This window comes from Roseateles paludis (assembly GCF_039872745.1).
GTDB lineage: Bacteria > Pseudomonadota > Gammaproteobacteria > Burkholderiales > Burkholderiaceae_C > Pelomonas > Pelomonas paludis.
Genome location: NZ_JBDPZD010000002.1, coordinates 1,098,180 through 1,115,378, shown reverse-complemented (window position 1 = coordinate 1,115,378; position 17,199 = coordinate 1,098,180). Strand labels below are relative to the sequence as shown.

Here is a 17,199-nt window from a genome sequence, read left to right as displayed (position 1 = left end):
GCGGATCATCAAGCGCCCGGCCACCGCCGTCAACGTGGTATCGACGTTAGCCAGCGTCGCACCCTAGCCCCCACGCAACCCCAACATCGCCACCCCATGCGACGGCACCGCCACGCTCACCACCCCCGCCTCAATCCCCGGCGCCGCCACGTTGGCGTCCCACAGATCGCGCAGCTTGCCCTGCTGCGGCAGCCCGACGCTGTGCAGCGGTAGCCGCAGCGAGTCAGCCTGCTTGCCCGTGTTGAACACCGCCAGCACGTACTCGCGGGTCTTGGGGTTTCGGGCTGTCCAGACGCGCCAGTTGTCGGCGACGAAGTGGGGCTGGTTGGCCTCGCTGTGGCGGTGGATGGCGAGCAGCTCTTTGTGGGTCAGCAGCGCAAGCGTCCAGTCATCGAGGTGGCGCAGGTCGCCGCCCATGATGAGGGGCGAGCGGGCGATGCACCACAGGGCCATGACGGTGCGTTGCTCGTCGCGGGTGAAGCGGGAGTCGCGCTCGCCCAGCGCGAGGCGGCCCAGGGGCAGCATGTCGGCATCGGGCCAGGCGCCGGGGCGGCGGTGGGGGTTCCAGTTCTCGAGGCGGGTGAACTGCGATTCGAGCAGCGGCCACTCGTCCCAGAAGTCGTCACTGATGCGCCACATCTGCGCAAAGCGGCGCACGTGCTCGGCGCGGTGCACGGGGGTCTCGCCGGGTGAGAGGCTGAGCAGCATGGGCCGCTTGCTTGCCTCGATGGCGCGGTGCGCGGCCTCGATCTCGGGCGCGTGGGCGTCGTAGGGGCGGCTCATGTCGTCCATCTTGACGAAGTCCACACCCCAGGACGCGAACAGCGCGAACACGCTGTTGTAGTAGGCCTGGGCGCCCGGGCGGCGCATGTCGACGCCGTACATGTCGGGGTTCCAGGGGCAGGTGCTGTGGGTGTCGGCAATGTCGCGCGCGGTGAGCTTGGTGCCGAGCACGGGCAGGTTCTTCTCGACGGCGGCGCGCGGGATGCCGCGCATCAGGTGCACGCCGAACTTGAGCCCCAGGCGGTGGATGTCATCGGCCAGGGCCTTGAAGCCGACGCCGTTGGCGCTGGAGGGGAAGCGGTTGGGCGCGGGCAGCAGGCGGCCATAGCCGTCCATCGCCGGCTGGGGCGCGCGGTTGTACTCGTAGCTCTTGGCCTCGGGCTCGTACCACTGGATGTCGATGGTGAAGACGTCGTAGCCCGAGGGCAGCAGCTTGGCAGCCTGGATGGCGGCGGTCTCGCGGGCTTGGGCCTCGGTCAGCGTGGTGGCGAAGCTGTTCCAGCTGTTCCAGCCCATGGGGGGCGTGGGGGCGAGCAGCGGGCGGGCGGTGGACGCTGCTTGAGCATCGACAGCAGCGGTGGTGCTGGCAGCCGCCAGGGTGGTGGCGCTGATGAGTTGGCGGCGGTTGAGCATGGGGAGTCCTTAGGGGAGCCAGATGCGATCGAACACGAGGCCGGGGTCGAGGGCGACGACGCGCAGCCGGTGCTTGCCGGCTTCCAGCTTGCCGAGGGGCAGCTTGAGGCGCACGCTGTTGGTCTGCACGGCGTCCTGGCGGATGCGGCCGTTCTCGTCTTCAGACCCGCTGGCGCCGGGCACTTCGAAGTTGCCGAGGGCCTGGCCATCGAGGCTGACAGCCACGCCGAGCTGGGTGCCCGGGATCAGGCGGAAGGTGGGCATGAACTCCAGGTAGGCCACGCCGTCCACCGCCTTGGTGTTGAACTCGTACTCCAGGGCGGGGGCCGAGGCCGGGTCACTGCGCCAGGTGGTTTGCAGGTTGGCGGGCAGCACGACCAGGGCGCGGCCGGTGCCGCCGAGGCCGGGCACCGAATGCCACGCCGCGCCGCCTTGGCCTGCTTGCTGCTGGAGGGTGGCGGAGGCGGGGCGCCAGCGAGATTCGGAGGGCTGGCCGGCAGGGTCGGGCAGCACCACGGGCTTGGTCTCGCCCCAAGGCCAGCGGACCTGGCTGTTCCAGGCCATCAGGTTGGCGGCGGTTTCCAGCCCGGGCATCACGCCCTTCCACTTGCCGCCGGCCACCTCGTTGTTGAAGTGATCGACCTGCTGGGTCAGGGTGTTGCGCAGGGTCTGGATGCGCTCGGTGTTGGCGGCGGCATCAACGCCCATCTGCACGTCGCGGTCGGCCAGGAAGATCAGCCCCGAGTAGGCGACCACGCGGGCGGGGAAGCCGATCATCTCGAAGTAGGCGTCGCGCGATTCAGCGGGCAGGGATGCGGCCAAGGCGGCGTCCATGCGCAGCAGGTGCTGGTACTCGTCACGCAGCTGCGCGGCGCGGGCGGCGGTGAGCGACAGGGCCCAGCTGCGCTCCATCAGCTCGGGCTTGCGGACGGTGCCGAGGCGGAAGTGCTCGGCCATCAGCTCGGCCAGGGCCGGGGCGTGTGCGGCGCTGAAGTTGCGCTCGGCAAACTCCTTGAGGAAGCGGCTGGCGGACTCGGGGCCCATGGACTCGGGCGCCCAGGCCAGGCGCGCAAAGTAGTCCATGCCCACTTCCATGGGCTTGATGTCGCCGACGTTGATGACCCAGGCGGTGCGTGCCTCGTTGGCCCAGGCCTTGTGGAACTCCTCCCACATCAGCGCGGGGGCGGTGGTGTTGATCCAGGTGTAGGAGTGCGGGCCGCCGTAATAGGACAGATGCCAGTACACGCCGGCACCGCCCGCACGCTTGCGCTCGGCCGGGTTGCTGAGGCGGCGGATGTAGCCGAAGTTGTCGTCCACCCAGACCAGGGTCACGTCGTCGGGCACGGGCAGGCCGGCGTCGTAGATGGGCAGCACTTCCTTGTAGGGCACAAAGATCTTGGCGGGCGTGCCGGGGCGGGTGGCCGTGTGCTTGGTGATCAGGGCCTGCTGGTCCTTGAAGACTTGGCCCAGCGTGGCCATGCGCACGGCGGTGTCGGGCGGGCCTTGCATGCCGCGGTCGTGGATGCCGCGGATGCCCATGGTCCAGACGCCGTCCTGGCCGGAGACGTTGGCGGCGGTGGTCTCCCAGACGGCGTGGATGGCGTCCTTGTTGCGGGCGTAGTCCCAGGGGCCTTGGGTCTTCTCGTCCCAGTGGACGTTGTTGTAGAGCATGGGCTCGCAGTGCGAGGAGCCGAGCAGGATGCCGTAGCGCGCCGCCATGCGGGCGTTGTCGAGGTTGGAGCCGAACTCGGTGGACACCTCGTGCATGGCCGGCCAGATGTAGTTGAGCCGCATGCGCAGCATCAGCTCGAAGATCTTTTCGTAGGTCTTGGGCCCGAAGTTGCCGTGCGCGGGGTCGAAGGTGGTCTTGATCCAGGGGATCAGGCCCCAGTCCTCGTCGTTGACGAAGATGCCGCGATAGCGCACGGCCGGTTTGTCCACGCTGGGCTGGGCGGCCTGCACGTAGAGCGAGGCCTGGCGCTTGGGCGGCACGTCGGCCCACCAGTGCCAGGGCGAGACGCCCATGCGCTCGGACATCTGCATCAGGCCATAGGCGGTGCCACGCGGGTCACTGCCGACGATGACGAGCGCGCGCTTGACCTTGGGCAGTGGCGCCTCGACGCTCTGCCACAGCGTGGCCTCCCACTGGCCACGAAGCTGGTCGAGGCCCTTGAGCTTGCCGGCGCGGGCGAGTCGGTCGATGAGGCGGCTCTGGCCCAGGGTGCCGGCGATGACGACCTGGTCGGCCGTGGCCTCGGCCACCACCGCAGGTGCTTTGCCCGTCACCTTGGCAAGGTCGTCGGCAAACAGCTGGGCGCTGAGCTTGACGAGCGGCGCATCGTTGTCGCTCACCACCACGGGGCTGAGCTGGGCGCCATCCACCAGGCGCACGGAACGGCTGGCGGGCGTGGCGTGGGCCGAGAACTCCAGCCGGGCCTGGGCGAAGGCAGGCAGGGCCTGGACTGCAGCTGCAAGGAGCAGCACGCGGAGGCTTGAGCGGAGCAGGGTGAGTGGCATCCAGAGGTCCCTCAGTCGGCGGCCCGTTTACTTCTGGGCGAAGTAGCGTTGCAGGCGGGCCATCTCGGCGGGCGAGATGGCGATCACGGCGCCGTGCTTGGCGCCCACGAAGTTGGCGGCCTTCATCGGCGAGCCTGGCTCGTTGAAGCGGCCCAGGTTCTTGAAGTTGACGAAGTCAGTCGTCTCCGAGAAGCCCATGTTGTTGCGCGGCTTGGCGCCAAACACGTCGTACATGAGCACATAGGTCTGGGTGCCATGGCGGTGCCACAGGGTGGGCGCCTCGGTGTAGTCGGTCTCAGGGTCCACCTTCTGCGGGTTGAAGACAAAGCCCTCGTTGATGCGGTCCGAGATGGCCTGGCGCAGGAAGCCCGGGTCGTCGTGCGCGACGTAGAACAGGTGGTACTTGTCGCCGATCTTGGTGATGTCGCCGTCGATCGCGCTCTTGCCCTTGATGGGGTAGGTGAACAGGGTCTTGGGCTCGGTCTCGAGCGTGTTGAACGCTAAATCAGCGTAGGCGTAGACCAGGGTGTTGGGTGCCGCGCCGACCCGGGTCGTGTAGTACACCATCGGCCGCTGGGCCTTGTCGTCCCAGATGGTCTCGGGGGCCCAGACGGCGCCGAGGTCGCCCACCTGCGGGAAGAGCGCTGCCACCTTGACCCGCGCGTGCGTCCAGTGGATGAGGTCGAAGGACTTCATCAGGATCAGGTTCTGGTTGTTGCCCCAGCCGTAGCCCTCGATGGGCCGCTCCCACTCGGTGCTGCGGTGGCCGGCGCCCTTGCCGTAGATGTGCAGGTCGGTCATGGCCATGTAGAAGGCGTTGTCCGGGCCGCGCATCAGGTGCGGGTCACGCACGCCCTTTTGCTCGGCCAACACGCGCCCGAGGGCGACGGGCTGGCCGCCGTTGACGTCGGTGAAGGTATAGCCGTCGGGCGAGGTGGCGAAGTAGATGTCGTGCGTCTCGTCCTTGAAGTAGACGAGCAGGTAGGCGCTCTGCTCAGCCGGCTTGGGGGCCACGAGGCCCGCAGGCGGCGCAATCGTCTTGACCAGTTGGACGGTGTGCTTGGGGTTGGCGACTTCCAGCGGGTGCGACTGCGCCAGCGCTGGCGGGATGGCGAGCACCAAGGCCAGGGCGCCGAGCAGATGCTTCATGGGGAGATCACTTTCAGTGAGCGCTACGCCTCGCCACCACGCGCTGCACGGCGCAGAAGGCGAACAGCAGGGTGCCGATGACGATCTTGGTCCACCAGGAGCTGAGCGTGCCGTCGAAGACGATGAGCGTCTGGATCAGGCCCAGCACCAGCACGCCCGAGAGCGCGCCGGCCACATAGCCGGTACCACCAGCCAGCAAGGTGCCGCCGATGACGACGGCGGCGATGGCATCCAGCTCCACGCCTTGCGCATGCTGGCCGTAGCCCGAGAGCATGTAGAAGGCGAACAGCAGGCCGGCCAGGCTGGCGCAGCCGCCGCTGAGCGCATAGACCGCGACCTTGGTGCGGCCCACGGGCAAGCCCATCATCAGCGCCGAGGTCTCGTTGCCGCCGATGGCATAGACCGTGCGCCCAAAGGCCGTGCTGTGCGCGGCCCACAGGCCGAGCGCCAGCACCACCAGCGCAATCACCGCGCCGGGCGACAGGAAGCCGCCGGGCAGGGGTAGCTGGGTCTGCGAGAGCCACACAAACGTGGGCGCGTCGATGGTGATCGAGTCCACGCTGATCAGGAAGCACAGGCCCCGCGCCAGGAACATGCCGGCCAGCGTGACGATGAAGGCCTGCAGCTTGAAGGCATGGATCAACCAGCCCTGCAGCGCCCCAAACGCGAGGCCCCCCAGCAGGCTGACGACGATGACGAGCTCGGCCGGCCACTGCGCGGTTTGCAGCAGCCATGCGGCCACCGTGGTGGTGAGCGCCAGCACCGAGCCGACCGAGAGGTCGATGCCGCCCGACAGGATCACGAAGTTCATGCCCACCGCGATGACGAGCAGGAAGGCGTTGTCGATCAGCAGGTTGTAGACGACCTGGCCACTGGCAAAGCCCGTGTAGCCGACGGCGCCAAAGCCATAGAGAGCGAGCATCAGCACGACGCTGATCCACGCAGTGAACGAGGGTGCCGCCATGGCGGCTTGCAGGCGGGCTTTCATCGTGCGCCCCCTTTCTTGATCCACACCGGCGACTGCAGGATGCACACCGCAAACACGACGATGGCCTTGACCACCATGGTCACCTGCGGCGGGATACCGAGCGCGTAGATGGTGGAGGTGAGGGTCTGGATGACGAGCGCGCCGATGAGGCTGCCCACCAGCGAGAAGCGCCCGCCATTGAGCTGCCCGCCGCCCAGGGTCACGGCCAGGATGGCGTCCAGCTCCAGCAGCAGGCCGGCGTTGTTGGCGTCGGCGCTCTTGATGTTGGAGGTGATCATCAAGCCCGCCAGGCCTGCGCCCAGGCTGCTGTAGAGGTAGACGAAGAGCATCACCGCCAGCGTGGGCACACCGGCCAGGCGCGAGGCCACCGGGTTGACGCCGACCGACTCGATGAAGAGGCCCAGCGCCGTGCGCCGCATCAAGAGGCCCGTGAGGCCCGCCACCAGGGCCAGCACAAAGACGGAGACCGGCAAGCCCAGCAGGTAGCCGCCGCCCAGCCAGAAGAAGCTGGCGGGCTCGTAGATGGTGAGGATCTGGCCGTCGGTGAAGAGCTGCGCGAGACCACGCCCGGCGACCATCAAGATCAGCGTGGCGATGATGGGCTGCAGGCCGAGCGTGGCGACCAGCAGGCCATTCCAGAGCCCGCAGAGCAGCGCCGCACCCAGGGCCGCCGCAAAGGCCACGGCCACGCCCTGTGAGCCGACCAGCATGGCGGCCACGGTGCCGGCAATGGCGACGATGGCGCCGACCGAGATGTCGATGCCGCGCGTGGCGATCACGAGGGTCATGCCCAGCGCAATCAGCATCAGCGGCACCGCGCGGTGGACGATATCCACGAGGCTGCCGTAGAGGTGGCCGTCCTTGACCTCCAGGTGCAGGAAGCCGGGCACGCTGACGGCGGCCACGCCGAGCAGCAGGGCCAGCGCGATCAAGGGTCGCGACAGCGGGTGGGAGAGAAAACCAGGGAGCTTCATGGGAATGGTTTGTTCTTGTTCTCTTCAGGCAGCGTCACGCAGCTTGGGGCGCATCGGCCGCAATCACTTCGAGCACGCCGTGTTCGTCGAGCGCGCCGCGCGGGTACTCGCCCAGCACATGGCGGTCGCGCATCACCAGCAGGCGGTCGCTGCAGTGCAGCACCTCGGGCAGCTCGGACGAGATGAAGAGCACGGCCATGGGCTCGGCTTGGTCTGCGGAGTGAGCCAGGGCCAGCACCGCGTCCATCAGCTCTTCCTTGGCGCGCACGTCGATGCCACGCGTGGGTTCGTCGAGGATCAGCAGCGCCGGGTGCGTGGCCAGCCAGCGGGCCAGCAGCACCTTTTGCTGGTTGCCGCCCGAGAGCTGGCCGATGGGCGTGTCGGCGCTCGCGGTCTTGATGCCGAGGCGGCGGATGTAGTCGTCGGCCAGGGCTTGCAGCTCGGCCGGCTTCATCACCAGGCGCAGGCCGTGCCGGGCCTGGAGGGCAAGCACGATGTTCTCTCGCACCGAGAGGTCGAGCACGCAGCCCTCCAACTTGCGGTCTTCAGAGCAGAAGGCCAGGCCGGCGGCAATGGCCTCGCGCGGCGAGCTGAAGCGGCCCGCTGGGCCATCGCCCACGCGGAGCTGCCCGCTGTCCGCCGCGTCGGCGCCAAAGAGCAACCGGGCCAGCTCCGTGCGGCCCGAGCCCAGCAGGCCGGCCAGGCCCAGCACCTCGCCCCGCCGCAGTTGCAGCGAGGTGGGTTGCAGCGTGCCGCTGCGGCCAATCTGCTCGGCCGTCAGCACGGGCGCACCCGGCGCGGTGCTGCGCGAAGCCAAGCGCGCCTTCTCGGCGTCGTCCGCCGCAGCGCCCACCATCTTGTTGACCAGGGCCAGCCGGCTCAGGTCCTGCGCCAAGTACTCGCCCTCGGTCTCGCCGTTGCGCATCACGGTGATGCGGTCGGAGATGGCGTAGGTCTGGTCCAGGAAGTGGGTGACGAAGAGGATCGCCAGCCCCTGCTCGCGCAGGCGGCGCAGCACCGCAAACAGCTGCTGCACGGCGGCTTCGTCGAGGCTGGAGGTGGGCTCGTCGAGGATGAGCACCTTGGCCGGGTCGCGCAGCGCGCGGGCAATGGCCACCATCTGCTGCTGCGCCAACGGGCAGCGGTGCAGCGGCTGGTCCACATCGATGTCCAGCTCCATCTGCGCCAGCACACGCTGGGCCTCGGCGCGCACGGCCGCCCAGTCGATCCGGCCCCAGCGCTTGGGCAGCCGCCCGAGGCAGATGTTCTCGGCCACCGAGAGGTTGGGGCAGAGGTTGACCTCTTGGTAGACGGTGCGGATGCCGTGGTCTTGGGCTTCTTGCGTGGTGCGCGGGGCTATTTCTCTGCCCGCGAGTTCGATGCGGCCGGCATCGGGCTCGTAGAGGCCGGTGAGCACCTTGATGAGGGTGGACTTGCCGGCGCCGTTTTGGCCCATGAGGGCGTGCACTTCACCGGGGAAGAGGCGCAGGCTGACTTCGTGCAGGGCGCGGACGCCGGGGAAGCTCTTGCAGATGCCTTGCAGGGCAAGGACGGGCGTGGGGGCTGTCATGGTGAAACTGGTTTTGTGGCGAGGCCCATGCCGTGTGGTTCGATGCAGTGGGTTTCCGGCGAGGCCGATGCCGGGTCCCGCCCCGGCGGGCGGGTAACTTTCTTCTGCGGCGCCAGAAGAAAGTCACCAAAGAAGAGGCGCTCAATGCAATCCGCATCCCGCACAAAAACCCGCTCGCTGCGCTCGGGCTGTGCACGTCCGAGAAGCGATCCGCTGCGCTCTCGCCTCCGGCTTGTCACGAGCCTCATGGCTCGGGCCTCTCGGCCGCCTAAGTCGCGGCTGAACGCCGACGCCTGAGAGAAATACCGAAAAGGCGTCGCCCGAGCGACGCGGCTGTTGGTGGTGAGCCCGGCGTTCAGCCGCGCGTCAACCGGGGTGCTGGTGCGATGAGGTAGGGCGGTGACAAGTCCGCCGCGAGAGCGCAGAGGATCGCTTCCCCCGCCCTTCAAGGCACCAAACGCATGTCGGGCTCTGAAGTGGAAGAAGCGCCTCTTCTTTGGTGACTTTCTTCTGGCAAGACAGAAGAAAGTTACCCCGCCGCCGGGCGGGACTCCCGGCATGGGCCTCACCACAAACCCGCCCTCACGCACAGCGTCCTCAGTACTTGCGATTCGGCAGCTCCTTCGCCGCCTGATCCGCCGTGTACACGCCCTCGATCACCTTGATCCGCTTCTCGACCGGCTTCTTGGCCACCACATCCTTGGCCAGTTGCATCAACTGCGGCCCCAGCAACGGATTGCACTCAACCGTCACATTGAGCTTGCCAGCCTTCATCGCCTCAAACGCGCCACGCACACCATCAATCGAGATGATCGTGATGTCGACACCAGGCTTCAGCCCGGCTTCTTCGATGGCCTGAATCGCACCAATCGCCATGTCGTCGTTGTGCGCGTAGAGCACGTCGATCTTCTTGTCCTTCTGCTTCAGGAAGGACTCCATCACTTCCTTGCCCTTGGCGCGGGTGAAGTCGCCGGACTGGGAGCGGATGATCTGGATCTTGGCGTTGCTCTTGATGATTTCCTCGAAACCCTTCTTGCGGTCGATGGCCGGGGCCGAGCCCACGGTGCCTTGCAGCTCGACGACGTTGATGGCCGGCGCGGTGCTCTTGGCCACGCGGTCCAGCAGCCACTTGGCGGCCTTGCGGCCTTCTTCGACGAAGTCGGAGCCGATGAAGGTCACGTAGAGCGACTCATCGGTGACCTTGACGGCGCGGTCGGTCAGGATGACGGGGATGCCGGCGGCCTTGGCTTCCTTGAGCACGGTCTCCCAGCCGGACTCGACCACGGGCGAGAAGGCGATGACGTCGACCTTCTGTGCGATGAAGCTGCGCAGGGCCTTGACCTGGTTCTCCTGCTTTTGCTGTGCGTCGGCGAACTTGAGCGTGATGCCGGCTTCCTTGGCGGCCGACTTGACCGACGAGGTGTTGGCGGTGCGCCATTCGCTCTCGGCGCCGACTTGCGAGAAGCCCATCACCAGCGGAGCGGCGAAGGCGGACAGGGCGGGCAGGGCCAGCGAGAGGGCCAGCAGGGTGCGACGGGGGAAGCGCATGGGAGGTCTCCTGAAATGGGCTTGTGGGTCTTTAAGGGAACTGCAGTGTCAGGGCTTGGCCCCGATACGTCACGTTGCGCGAGGGCGCGGGTTTGGTGGCGGTGTTGGTGCTGGGGCCAGCCATCAGGCGAACCTGGAGCTGGCGTTGCTTGACGAGGCCGGGGAAGTTGCCTTCACGTGCTGCCACTTGCAGCTGGCGCTTGGCGTCGTTCCAACGCAGCTGCACGGTGGCGCGCTGACCTCGCTCGTAGGCATAGGTGTCGCCATCGTCTTCATAGAGCGTGAAGCTGGCGTCGCGCCCGGGGTAGATGCGGATCTCGAGCGGTGCATTGGGCTGCTCGTTCACGTACTGGAGCACCGGGCCCATGGGCACGATGCTGCCGGCGCGCACGAAGAGCGGGAAGCGGTCGAGCGCGTATTCCTCTTGCACGGTGCTGCCGCCGGCATGGCGCTGGCCGGTCCAGAAGTCGAACCAGTCGCTGCCCGAGGGCAGGCGTGTGGCGATGCGCGGGTCCACATTGGCCTGCTCTTCGGCCAGGGCCTTGAGCTGGGTGGGCGTGCGCCATGAGAGGCGCAAGTTGCGCTCGCCACCGCCTTGGTAGAACTCGATGCGCACGCGCACCGGCTGGTCCTTCTGCAGCGCGACCTTGACGCTCTCGCGGCGGGTGGCGCCGTTCTTCCAGTCCTCGATCAATAGCTTGTCGTCGAGCCAGAGGCGGAAGCCGTCGTCGCCCTCCAGGCCGATCTCGTACTCGCCCGACTCAGGCGCGATCAGCTGGCCTTGCCAGCGGGCCGAGAAGTTGTTGATGCTGGTCAGGCCGGGCGGGAAGCTGCTCAGCGGCGGCTCGGGCCAGTTGTGGTCCACCGTGGTGGAGACGGCCTGGCCGGCTTGCTTCTCGAAGTTGGTGCCCTGGTAGTAGGTGACCGCAAGGCCGGGCTGGCCGTCGGGTGTGCGCAAGGCCGTGGCGGGGATGGTGCGGGCGCGCGGCAGCTCGGCGTACTTGACGGAGCGCGTCACCGGCCGGACGAGGAAGGCGGGGCCGTACATGAAGGCCTCGTCGATGTCGCGCAGCGCGGCCTCGTCGGGGAAGTCCATCACCAGGCCGCGCATCGGCACATAGCCTTCGCTGTGCGTGCGCCAGGCCAGGCCGTAGTGGTAGGGCAGCAGGCGGTAGCGCAGCTCGGCGGCGCTGCGCAGCGAGTTGTAGAAGGTGGGGTCTGAAGTCTTGAAGTGGTAGGGCTCGCGGACCACGTCGGTGCCGTGGATGCGGTAGACCGGGTTGAAGATGCCGAACTGGTGCCAGCGAGCAAACAGCTCGCGGTACGCGGGGTTGCGCTCGCCGCCTTGGTGGCTGACGAAGAAGCCGCCGGTGTCCTGCGTCCAGTAGGGCTGGCCGCCCATGCCGACGTTCAGGCCGCCCGAGATCTGGGCGCGGAAGGTGGCCCAGCTGGCACGTGTGTCGCCCGACCAGGCAAAGGCGCCGCAACGCTGCTGGCCGGCCCAGGCTGAGCGGGTGAGCGTCATCACGCGCTTGTTGCCGCGCGGGGCGGGCAGGGCGCGCTGGCCGTCGTAGACGCCGCAGGTGGTGAGCAGGCTGTAGACGTTGAGGTAGCGCGAGAAGTCGCCCATGGCGTTGCGGCGCATGGCCTTGATGTCGCGCTCCACGGTGCCGGGGTCGTGCGCGGCGCCGCTGACCTCGACCTCGGTGCCGTCCATCCAGAGCGCATCGACGCCAACGTCGAGCAGGCCCTTCTTGAGGTGGCGGAAGTAGATCTCGCGGCCCTTGGCGCTGAAGGCGTCGTAGATCTGCGCCTGGCTGGCCACGCCTTCCATGGGCCCGAAGCGCAGGCCGTTCGCGTCCAGCTCGCGGGCCAGCTCGGTCTTGTTGCCGACCGAGGGCCAGATCGAAATCATGAACTGGGTGTGCAGGTCCCGGTGCAGGGTGTCGATCATGGCGCGCGGGTCGGGGTAGCGCGAGTGGTCCCAGATCATGCCGCTCCAGGTGCCGTCGGCGGCGCCGCCCCAGTACTGCCAGTCCTGCACGATGTTGTCGAGCGGGAAGCGGTCGGCGCGGAAGCGTTTGACGACGTCGAGCACCTGCTGCTGGGTCTCGTAGCGCTCCTTGCTCATGAAGAGGCCGAGGGCGCTCTTCGGCAGCATGGTGGCGGCGCCGGTGAGCGTGCGCAGGCCACGCATCACACCATCCATGTCCTGCCCTGAGACCAGGTAGTAGTCAGCCCCGGCGGGCGCGCTGTCGGCCCAGAAGCGGGCGCCTTGCGCGTCGTCGGTGAAGCGCATCTTGGAGTAGACGTCCCACAGCAGGCCGTAGCGCTGGCTGGACAGCAAGAAGGGCAGCACGATGCCGATATTGGTTTGCACCATCAGCACGTCGCGGCCACGGTAGTTCCAGTAGGGCTCGTTGTACTGACCCAGGCCGTAGAGGGACTCGTCCGGCGCGAGCTGGAAGCCCTGGGTCATCTGGTAGGTAGGGCTGCCGTCGAAGGACGAGGGCTCCAGCGCCGCTGGCGCGCTTTCGCGCGTGAGCGGGCTGCCGTCCAGGCGCTGGAAGCTGAGCGCCGCTGTGCGCTTGTCGACCAGCACGCGCAACTGGCTGTTTTGCAGCGTGAGCGTGGTGTCGGTCTCGCTGACGCTGAAGGTCTCGGCCACCGGCTTTTGCACGACCACGAGACTGGGCTGCGTGGCGTGGCTCTGGCCCAGGTGGGTGGTGACGCGCACCGTCTGCGGGCCGTAGAAGAGCACGTTGCGCGTGAGCGTGCCGAGTTGCAGCTGCACGCCGGCTTCGAGCCGCGTCCAGGCGAGGCCCTGGGCCGACGACGCCGGCGCCAGCGGCAGGCGCGTGGCCTGGCCGATGGCGTCGAGGCCGCTGGGGTTTGCCGCATGGGCAACGAAGGCGCTGCCCAGCAGGGCAGCCACCAGCAGGGGGCGGAGTCGGAAACGCAGGAAGCTCATGGGGCGGCAGTCGGAGCAGGGAGGCTGCTGAGCAAGCGCAGACCATAGAGCCCACCGGCCATGGAGCCGGGCTGCGCGACAAACTTGACGCGCAGCTTGCCCGAAGCATCGCGCGGCAGGTCAGCGGGCAGGGGCAGGTCCAGGCTGTACAGCAGGCCCTCTGTGGGCGGGCGCTTTTCCAGCGTCAGACTGGCCAGCACACGGTCATTGAGAACGACGTCGAAGCGGCGGCCCGCGTCGCGAGGAGCAAACCACAGGCGCAACCAGCGCCCACGGGATTCAAGGTCACGCAGCTCGTAGCTGAACCACTGGCGCGCATGGCGCCAGCGGCCTTCAACGGCGATGCCGGCTTCGGTGCCGTCGCCGGTCATGGCGTGTTCGACCTCGGGCTGTTGCTCGCCCGGGGCGACCTGGTCCACGGTGATGGCATCGAGCGCGCGGCGTGCGGCCTCGGCCTGCGCCACCTGCACGCGCAGGGCCTGGTATTGGCTCTGCGTGGCCTGGGGCCAATAGAGCATGTAGCGCGAGTCGTGCAGCCGGAAGAAGGGCATCAGCTGCAGGCTGCCCCGGCTGCCGTCGGCGCGCACCAGGCCACTGGCCGTGAAGTTGAGCGGCTGCCCCGGCACCGGCCGCAGGCGGCTGGCGATGTCGCGCTGCTCGCCCACGAAGATGGGCGCGGCTTCCTGCGGGCAGGTGGGGCCGTGCGGCGCATGGCCCATGCGCGAGTCGTCGGCCTTGAAGTTGAGGGCTTCGCCGGGGCGCGGGTCGGTCTTGGCGGCCAGCACGATGGGGCCGTGCAGCACAGCCACGTAGCGCGGCAGGGCCGGCATGGGCTCGACATGGGTGCGCATGGGCAACTGCAGGGCGATGCGGTCGCCAGCCTGCCAGTCGCGCGTGATCTCGACGTAGTCGCCTGGCTTGGCCCGGGTGGTGACCGGCTTGCCGTTGACGCTGACGCGCAAGGCGCCGGCTGCCACCCAGCCCGGGTAGCGCAGTGCGAGGGTGAAGTGTCCGCCGCCTTGCTCGATCTTGAGCTGGGTGCGCGCTTCGTCGGGGAAGTTGGTGGACTGCGTCAGGCGCAGGCCGCGCTCGCGCCAGTCCAGGCTGGAGGCGACGAAGAGGTTGACGTAGAGCTTGTCGGCGCCGTCCTGCGAGTAGATGAACTCGCTGTGCCGCGCGTGGCTCTCGATGCCAGAGCCCACGCAGCACCACATGCCTTGGTCCACCTGCGAGTAGACGCGGTAGTGCTGGGGCCGCATCGGCGTGAAGTAGACGAAGCCGCCCTCGGGGTGCTGCGAGGCGAGGATGTGGTTGTAGAGGGTGCGCTCGTAGTAGTCGGCGTACCGGCCCAGCTCGGCGCTGCCATCCGCCGTGCGGTGCAGCAGCGCGGTGAGCCGCAGCATGTTGTAGCTGTTGCAGGTCTCGGGGCCTTCCACGTCGTCGACCATGGGCTTGAAGTCGTCGGCGGGGTGGAAGTGCTCGCGCACGCTGTTGCCGCCGATGGCGACGCTGCGCTTGTCGACCACGGTGTGCCAGAAGAACTCGGCGGCGCGGCGGCCCTCCGTCTCATGGTTCAGCTCGGCCATGCGGCCGTAGCCGATGACCTTGGGGATCTGGGTGTTGGCGTGCAGGCCGGTGAGCTGGTCGCGCTGCTCGGCCAGCGGCTGTAGCACCGCGCGGTGCGAGAAGCGCTGGGCCAGGGCCAGGTAGCGCTTGTCGCCGGTGATCTCGGCCACATCGGCAAAGACCTCGTTCATGCCGCCGTGCTCGGCGCGCAGCATGTCCTGCATCTGCGCGTCGGTGAGCGGCGCGGTCAGGCGCTCGGCCCAGTCCGAGAGCCTCACGAGCATGCCCTTGGCCTCGGCATTGCCGGCATAGCGCCAGGCATCGCGCAGGCCGGCGTAGAGCTTGTGCAGGTTGTACCAAGGCACCCAGCGGCCATTGAGGCCGAAGTTGTCGGCCTTGAGGTTGCCGGCGGCAATCTCGTTCCAGGCTTCGGCGCCCTTGGGGATGCCGCCGAGGTAGCCGGTGCCAATCTGGTCCTGGCAGCGCTTGAGCTCGGCCACCACATGGTCGAGCCGGGCCTTCACGTCGGCATTGCCGGTGGAGGCCCACATCAGCGCCAGGGCCGACAGGTAGTGGCCGCCCATGTGGCCGTCGAGGCCGCTGGACTCCCAGTTGCCGTAGGACGGGGTCGTGACCGGCAGCCCGGCCTCGCGCTTGAAGGGCGCCAGCAGGCGCTCGGGGTCGAGCGCCATCAGGTAGCGCAGGTCGGTCTGCTGCGCGTCGTAGAAGGGCCCGTAGAGCAAGCGCACGCGGTCCAGCGGCACGGCGGTGGGGCCGGCCCAGGCCAGCAGGCCTGCGCTGGCGAGAACGGCCGACAGCAGGGCCTTGAACACGCGAGAAGTGGGCATGAGGCTCAAACGATCTTCAGCACATAGGCCGGGCTGGGGGCCAGGCCTTCGGGGAGTTGCACGACGAGGGCGTCGCCGTCCTGCTTGAAGCTGAGCGCTTGCGCGCCGCCGAGAAGGTCAACGCGGCGAACTTCGCGGTGCGCCTTGCGCGCCAGGCTGGTGATGCGCACGCGGCGGTCGGCCGGCAGGCCGAAGACGCTGGCGTAGAGCACCTCGCCCTTGGCGGTGAAGCGCAGGTCTTGGGCGCCCAGCGGCTTGCCTTTGCCCTCGTTGAAGCCCTGGCCTTGCAGCGGCGCGGACTCGGCCAGCGAAGGGCCTTCGCCAAAGCGCGTCCAGGGCCGGGTGCCGTAGATGCTCTCGCCGTTGACGCGCATCCAGGCGCCGATCTCGCCGACGACGCGGCGCTCGTCAGCGTCGATGCGGCCGGTGCGGTCCACCGGCACGTTGAGCAGCAGGTTGCCGTTCTTGCTGACGATGTCGATCAGCATGTGCACCACGGTGGCGGCGGACTTGTACTGGTGCTCGCGCAGCAGGCGGCCGTCGTAGTGCCAGCCACCCAGGCAGGTGTCGGTCTGCCAGGGCAGGGGCTCGATGGCATTGCTCTGGCCGCGCTCGATGTCCCAGACCATGCAGCGCCGTTGCTGCTCGTCGAGGATCTTGCCGAACAGCACCGCCTGCGTGGCGTTGCGGTCGTTGGTGTGCAGGTTGTAGAGGTGCGCGGCGATCTTGAGTCCGGCATCGCTGATGGGCCACAACGGCAGGGCGGTGTCGTCGAAATAGACGAGCTCGGGCCGGTAGCGGCTGAGCAGCTCGACCGTGCGGTTCAGGAACTTGCGGCAGTAGGCGTCCGTGGGGATCGAGGCGCCATTGCCCCAGTTCCACTGCCCATGGATGGCATTGCGGTTGTCGGCGTTGGCGCTGCGCGCGTGGTTCTGCGCGTAGAGGTCTTGCGGGTCGAGGCCCTCCCACCACTGGCCCTTGCCGTCTTCCAGGCGCAGCGCGCCGTCATAGGGCTTGCCGGCCAGCGGGCCTTCGCGGTCGGCGCCTTGGGCGGGCTCGTACCAGGTCCAGGCATGGGCAGCGTGCACGCTCACGCCAAAGGGCAGGCCTTGCGCACGCGCAGCGGCGGCCCAGCCACCGATCAGGTCGCGCTGCGGGCCGATCAGCGTCGCGTTCCAGGGCTGGTGGCGGCTGGCAAAGAGGTCGAAGTTGTCATGGTGATTGGCCATCGCCATGAAGTAGCGCGCCCCGGCCTGCTTGTAGAGCGCCACCAGCTCGTCGGGCTGCCAGTGCTCGGCCTTCCAGCGGCGGATGACGTCCTTGAAGCCGAACTGGCTGGGGTGGCCGTAGGTGGCCGTGTGGTGCTGATAGCGCCCATGGCCTTCCAGGTACATCTCGCGGGCGTACCAGTCGCCCACCTCGGGCTCGCACTGCGGGCCCCAATGGGCCCAGATGCCGAACTTGGCATCGCGGAACCAGTCGGGCGTCTGGTACTTGCCGAGCGACTCCCAGGAGGCTTGGAAGGGCCCGGGCTGCAGCGGCTCGTCGGGCGCCGCCGCAGCGGCGGCCGTGGCGGCCGCCAGGCGCTGGGCCTCCGACTGCGCCAGCGCCGGGCCGGCGCCCAAGGCGCCGGCCATGGCGAGCAACGCGCG

10 protein-coding genes are annotated in these 17,199 nt (G+C 68.3%); all 10 read right to left on the bottom strand.

All coding sequences use genetic code 11. From position 1 onward, the window contains the following. Nucleotides 1-63: 63 nt before the first annotated feature. Nucleotides 64-1,416 carry a glycoside hydrolase family 27 protein gene (locus tag ABDJ85_RS10950; protein WP_347704793.1) on the bottom strand — a complete coding sequence of 451 codons (1,353 nt, stop codon included), beginning with the start codon at nucleotides 1,414-1,416 and terminating at the stop codon, nucleotides 64-66. 9 nt (nucleotides 1,417-1,425) lie between these two features. Further along, nucleotides 1,426-3,933 (bottom strand): glycosyl hydrolase 115 family protein, encoded by a 2,508-nt coding sequence (locus ABDJ85_RS10945; RefSeq protein WP_347704792.1) that lies wholly within the window; start codon nucleotides 3,931-3,933, stop codon nucleotides 1,426-1,428. 27 nt (nucleotides 3,934-3,960) lie between these two features. Further along, on the bottom strand, nucleotides 3,961-5,082 hold the full coding sequence (locus ABDJ85_RS10940; protein WP_347704791.1) for a glycoside hydrolase family 43 protein: 1,122 nt from the start codon (nucleotides 5,080-5,082) through the stop codon (nucleotides 3,961-3,963). A 13-nt stretch (nucleotides 5,083-5,095) separates the two neighbouring features. Beyond that, complete coding sequence (yjfF, locus tag ABDJ85_RS10935; protein WP_347704790.1) at nucleotides 5,096-6,070, bottom strand: galactofuranose ABC transporter, permease protein YjfF; 975 nt, start codon at nucleotides 6,068-6,070, stop codon at nucleotides 5,096-5,098. Continuing rightward, entirely contained in the window at nucleotides 6,067-7,044 is a 978-nt protein-coding gene (locus ABDJ85_RS10930) for an ABC transporter permease (protein WP_347704789.1), read from the bottom strand. The genes yjfF and ABDJ85_RS10930 overlap by 4 nt, the downstream gene beginning before the upstream one ends. A 34-nt stretch (nucleotides 7,045-7,078) precedes the next feature. Then, the gene (locus tag ABDJ85_RS10925; protein WP_347704788.1) at nucleotides 7,079-8,614 is read right to left on the bottom strand and encodes a sugar ABC transporter ATP-binding protein; all 1,536 of its coding nucleotides are present in this window, start codon (nucleotides 8,612-8,614) and stop codon (nucleotides 7,079-7,081) included. Nucleotides 8,615-9,211: 597 nt separating this feature from the next. Then, the gene (locus tag ABDJ85_RS10920; protein WP_347704787.1) at nucleotides 9,212-10,162 is read right to left on the bottom strand and encodes an ABC transporter substrate-binding protein; all 951 of its coding nucleotides are present in this window, start codon (nucleotides 10,160-10,162) and stop codon (nucleotides 9,212-9,214) included. 31 nt (nucleotides 10,163-10,193) lie between these two features. Continuing rightward, nucleotides 10,194-13,133 (bottom strand): TIM-barrel domain-containing protein, encoded by a 2,940-nt coding sequence (locus tag ABDJ85_RS10915; RefSeq protein ID WP_347704786.1) that lies wholly within the window; start codon nucleotides 13,131-13,133, stop codon nucleotides 10,194-10,196. After that, nucleotides 13,130-15,547: a beta-L-arabinofuranosidase domain-containing protein gene (locus tag ABDJ85_RS10910; protein ID WP_347704785.1), complete on the bottom strand. Its 2,418-nt coding sequence runs from the start codon at nucleotides 15,545-15,547 to the stop codon at nucleotides 13,130-13,132. Before ABDJ85_RS10910 ends, ABDJ85_RS10915 begins: the two co-directional genes overlap by 4 nt. A gap of 5 nt (nucleotides 15,548-15,552) precedes the next feature. After that, nucleotides 15,553-17,184, bottom strand: a complete 1,632-nt coding sequence (locus ABDJ85_RS10905) for an alpha-L-fucosidase (protein WP_347704784.1) — start codon at nucleotides 17,182-17,184, stop codon at nucleotides 15,553-15,555. Nucleotides 17,185-17,199: the final 15 nt, after the last annotated feature.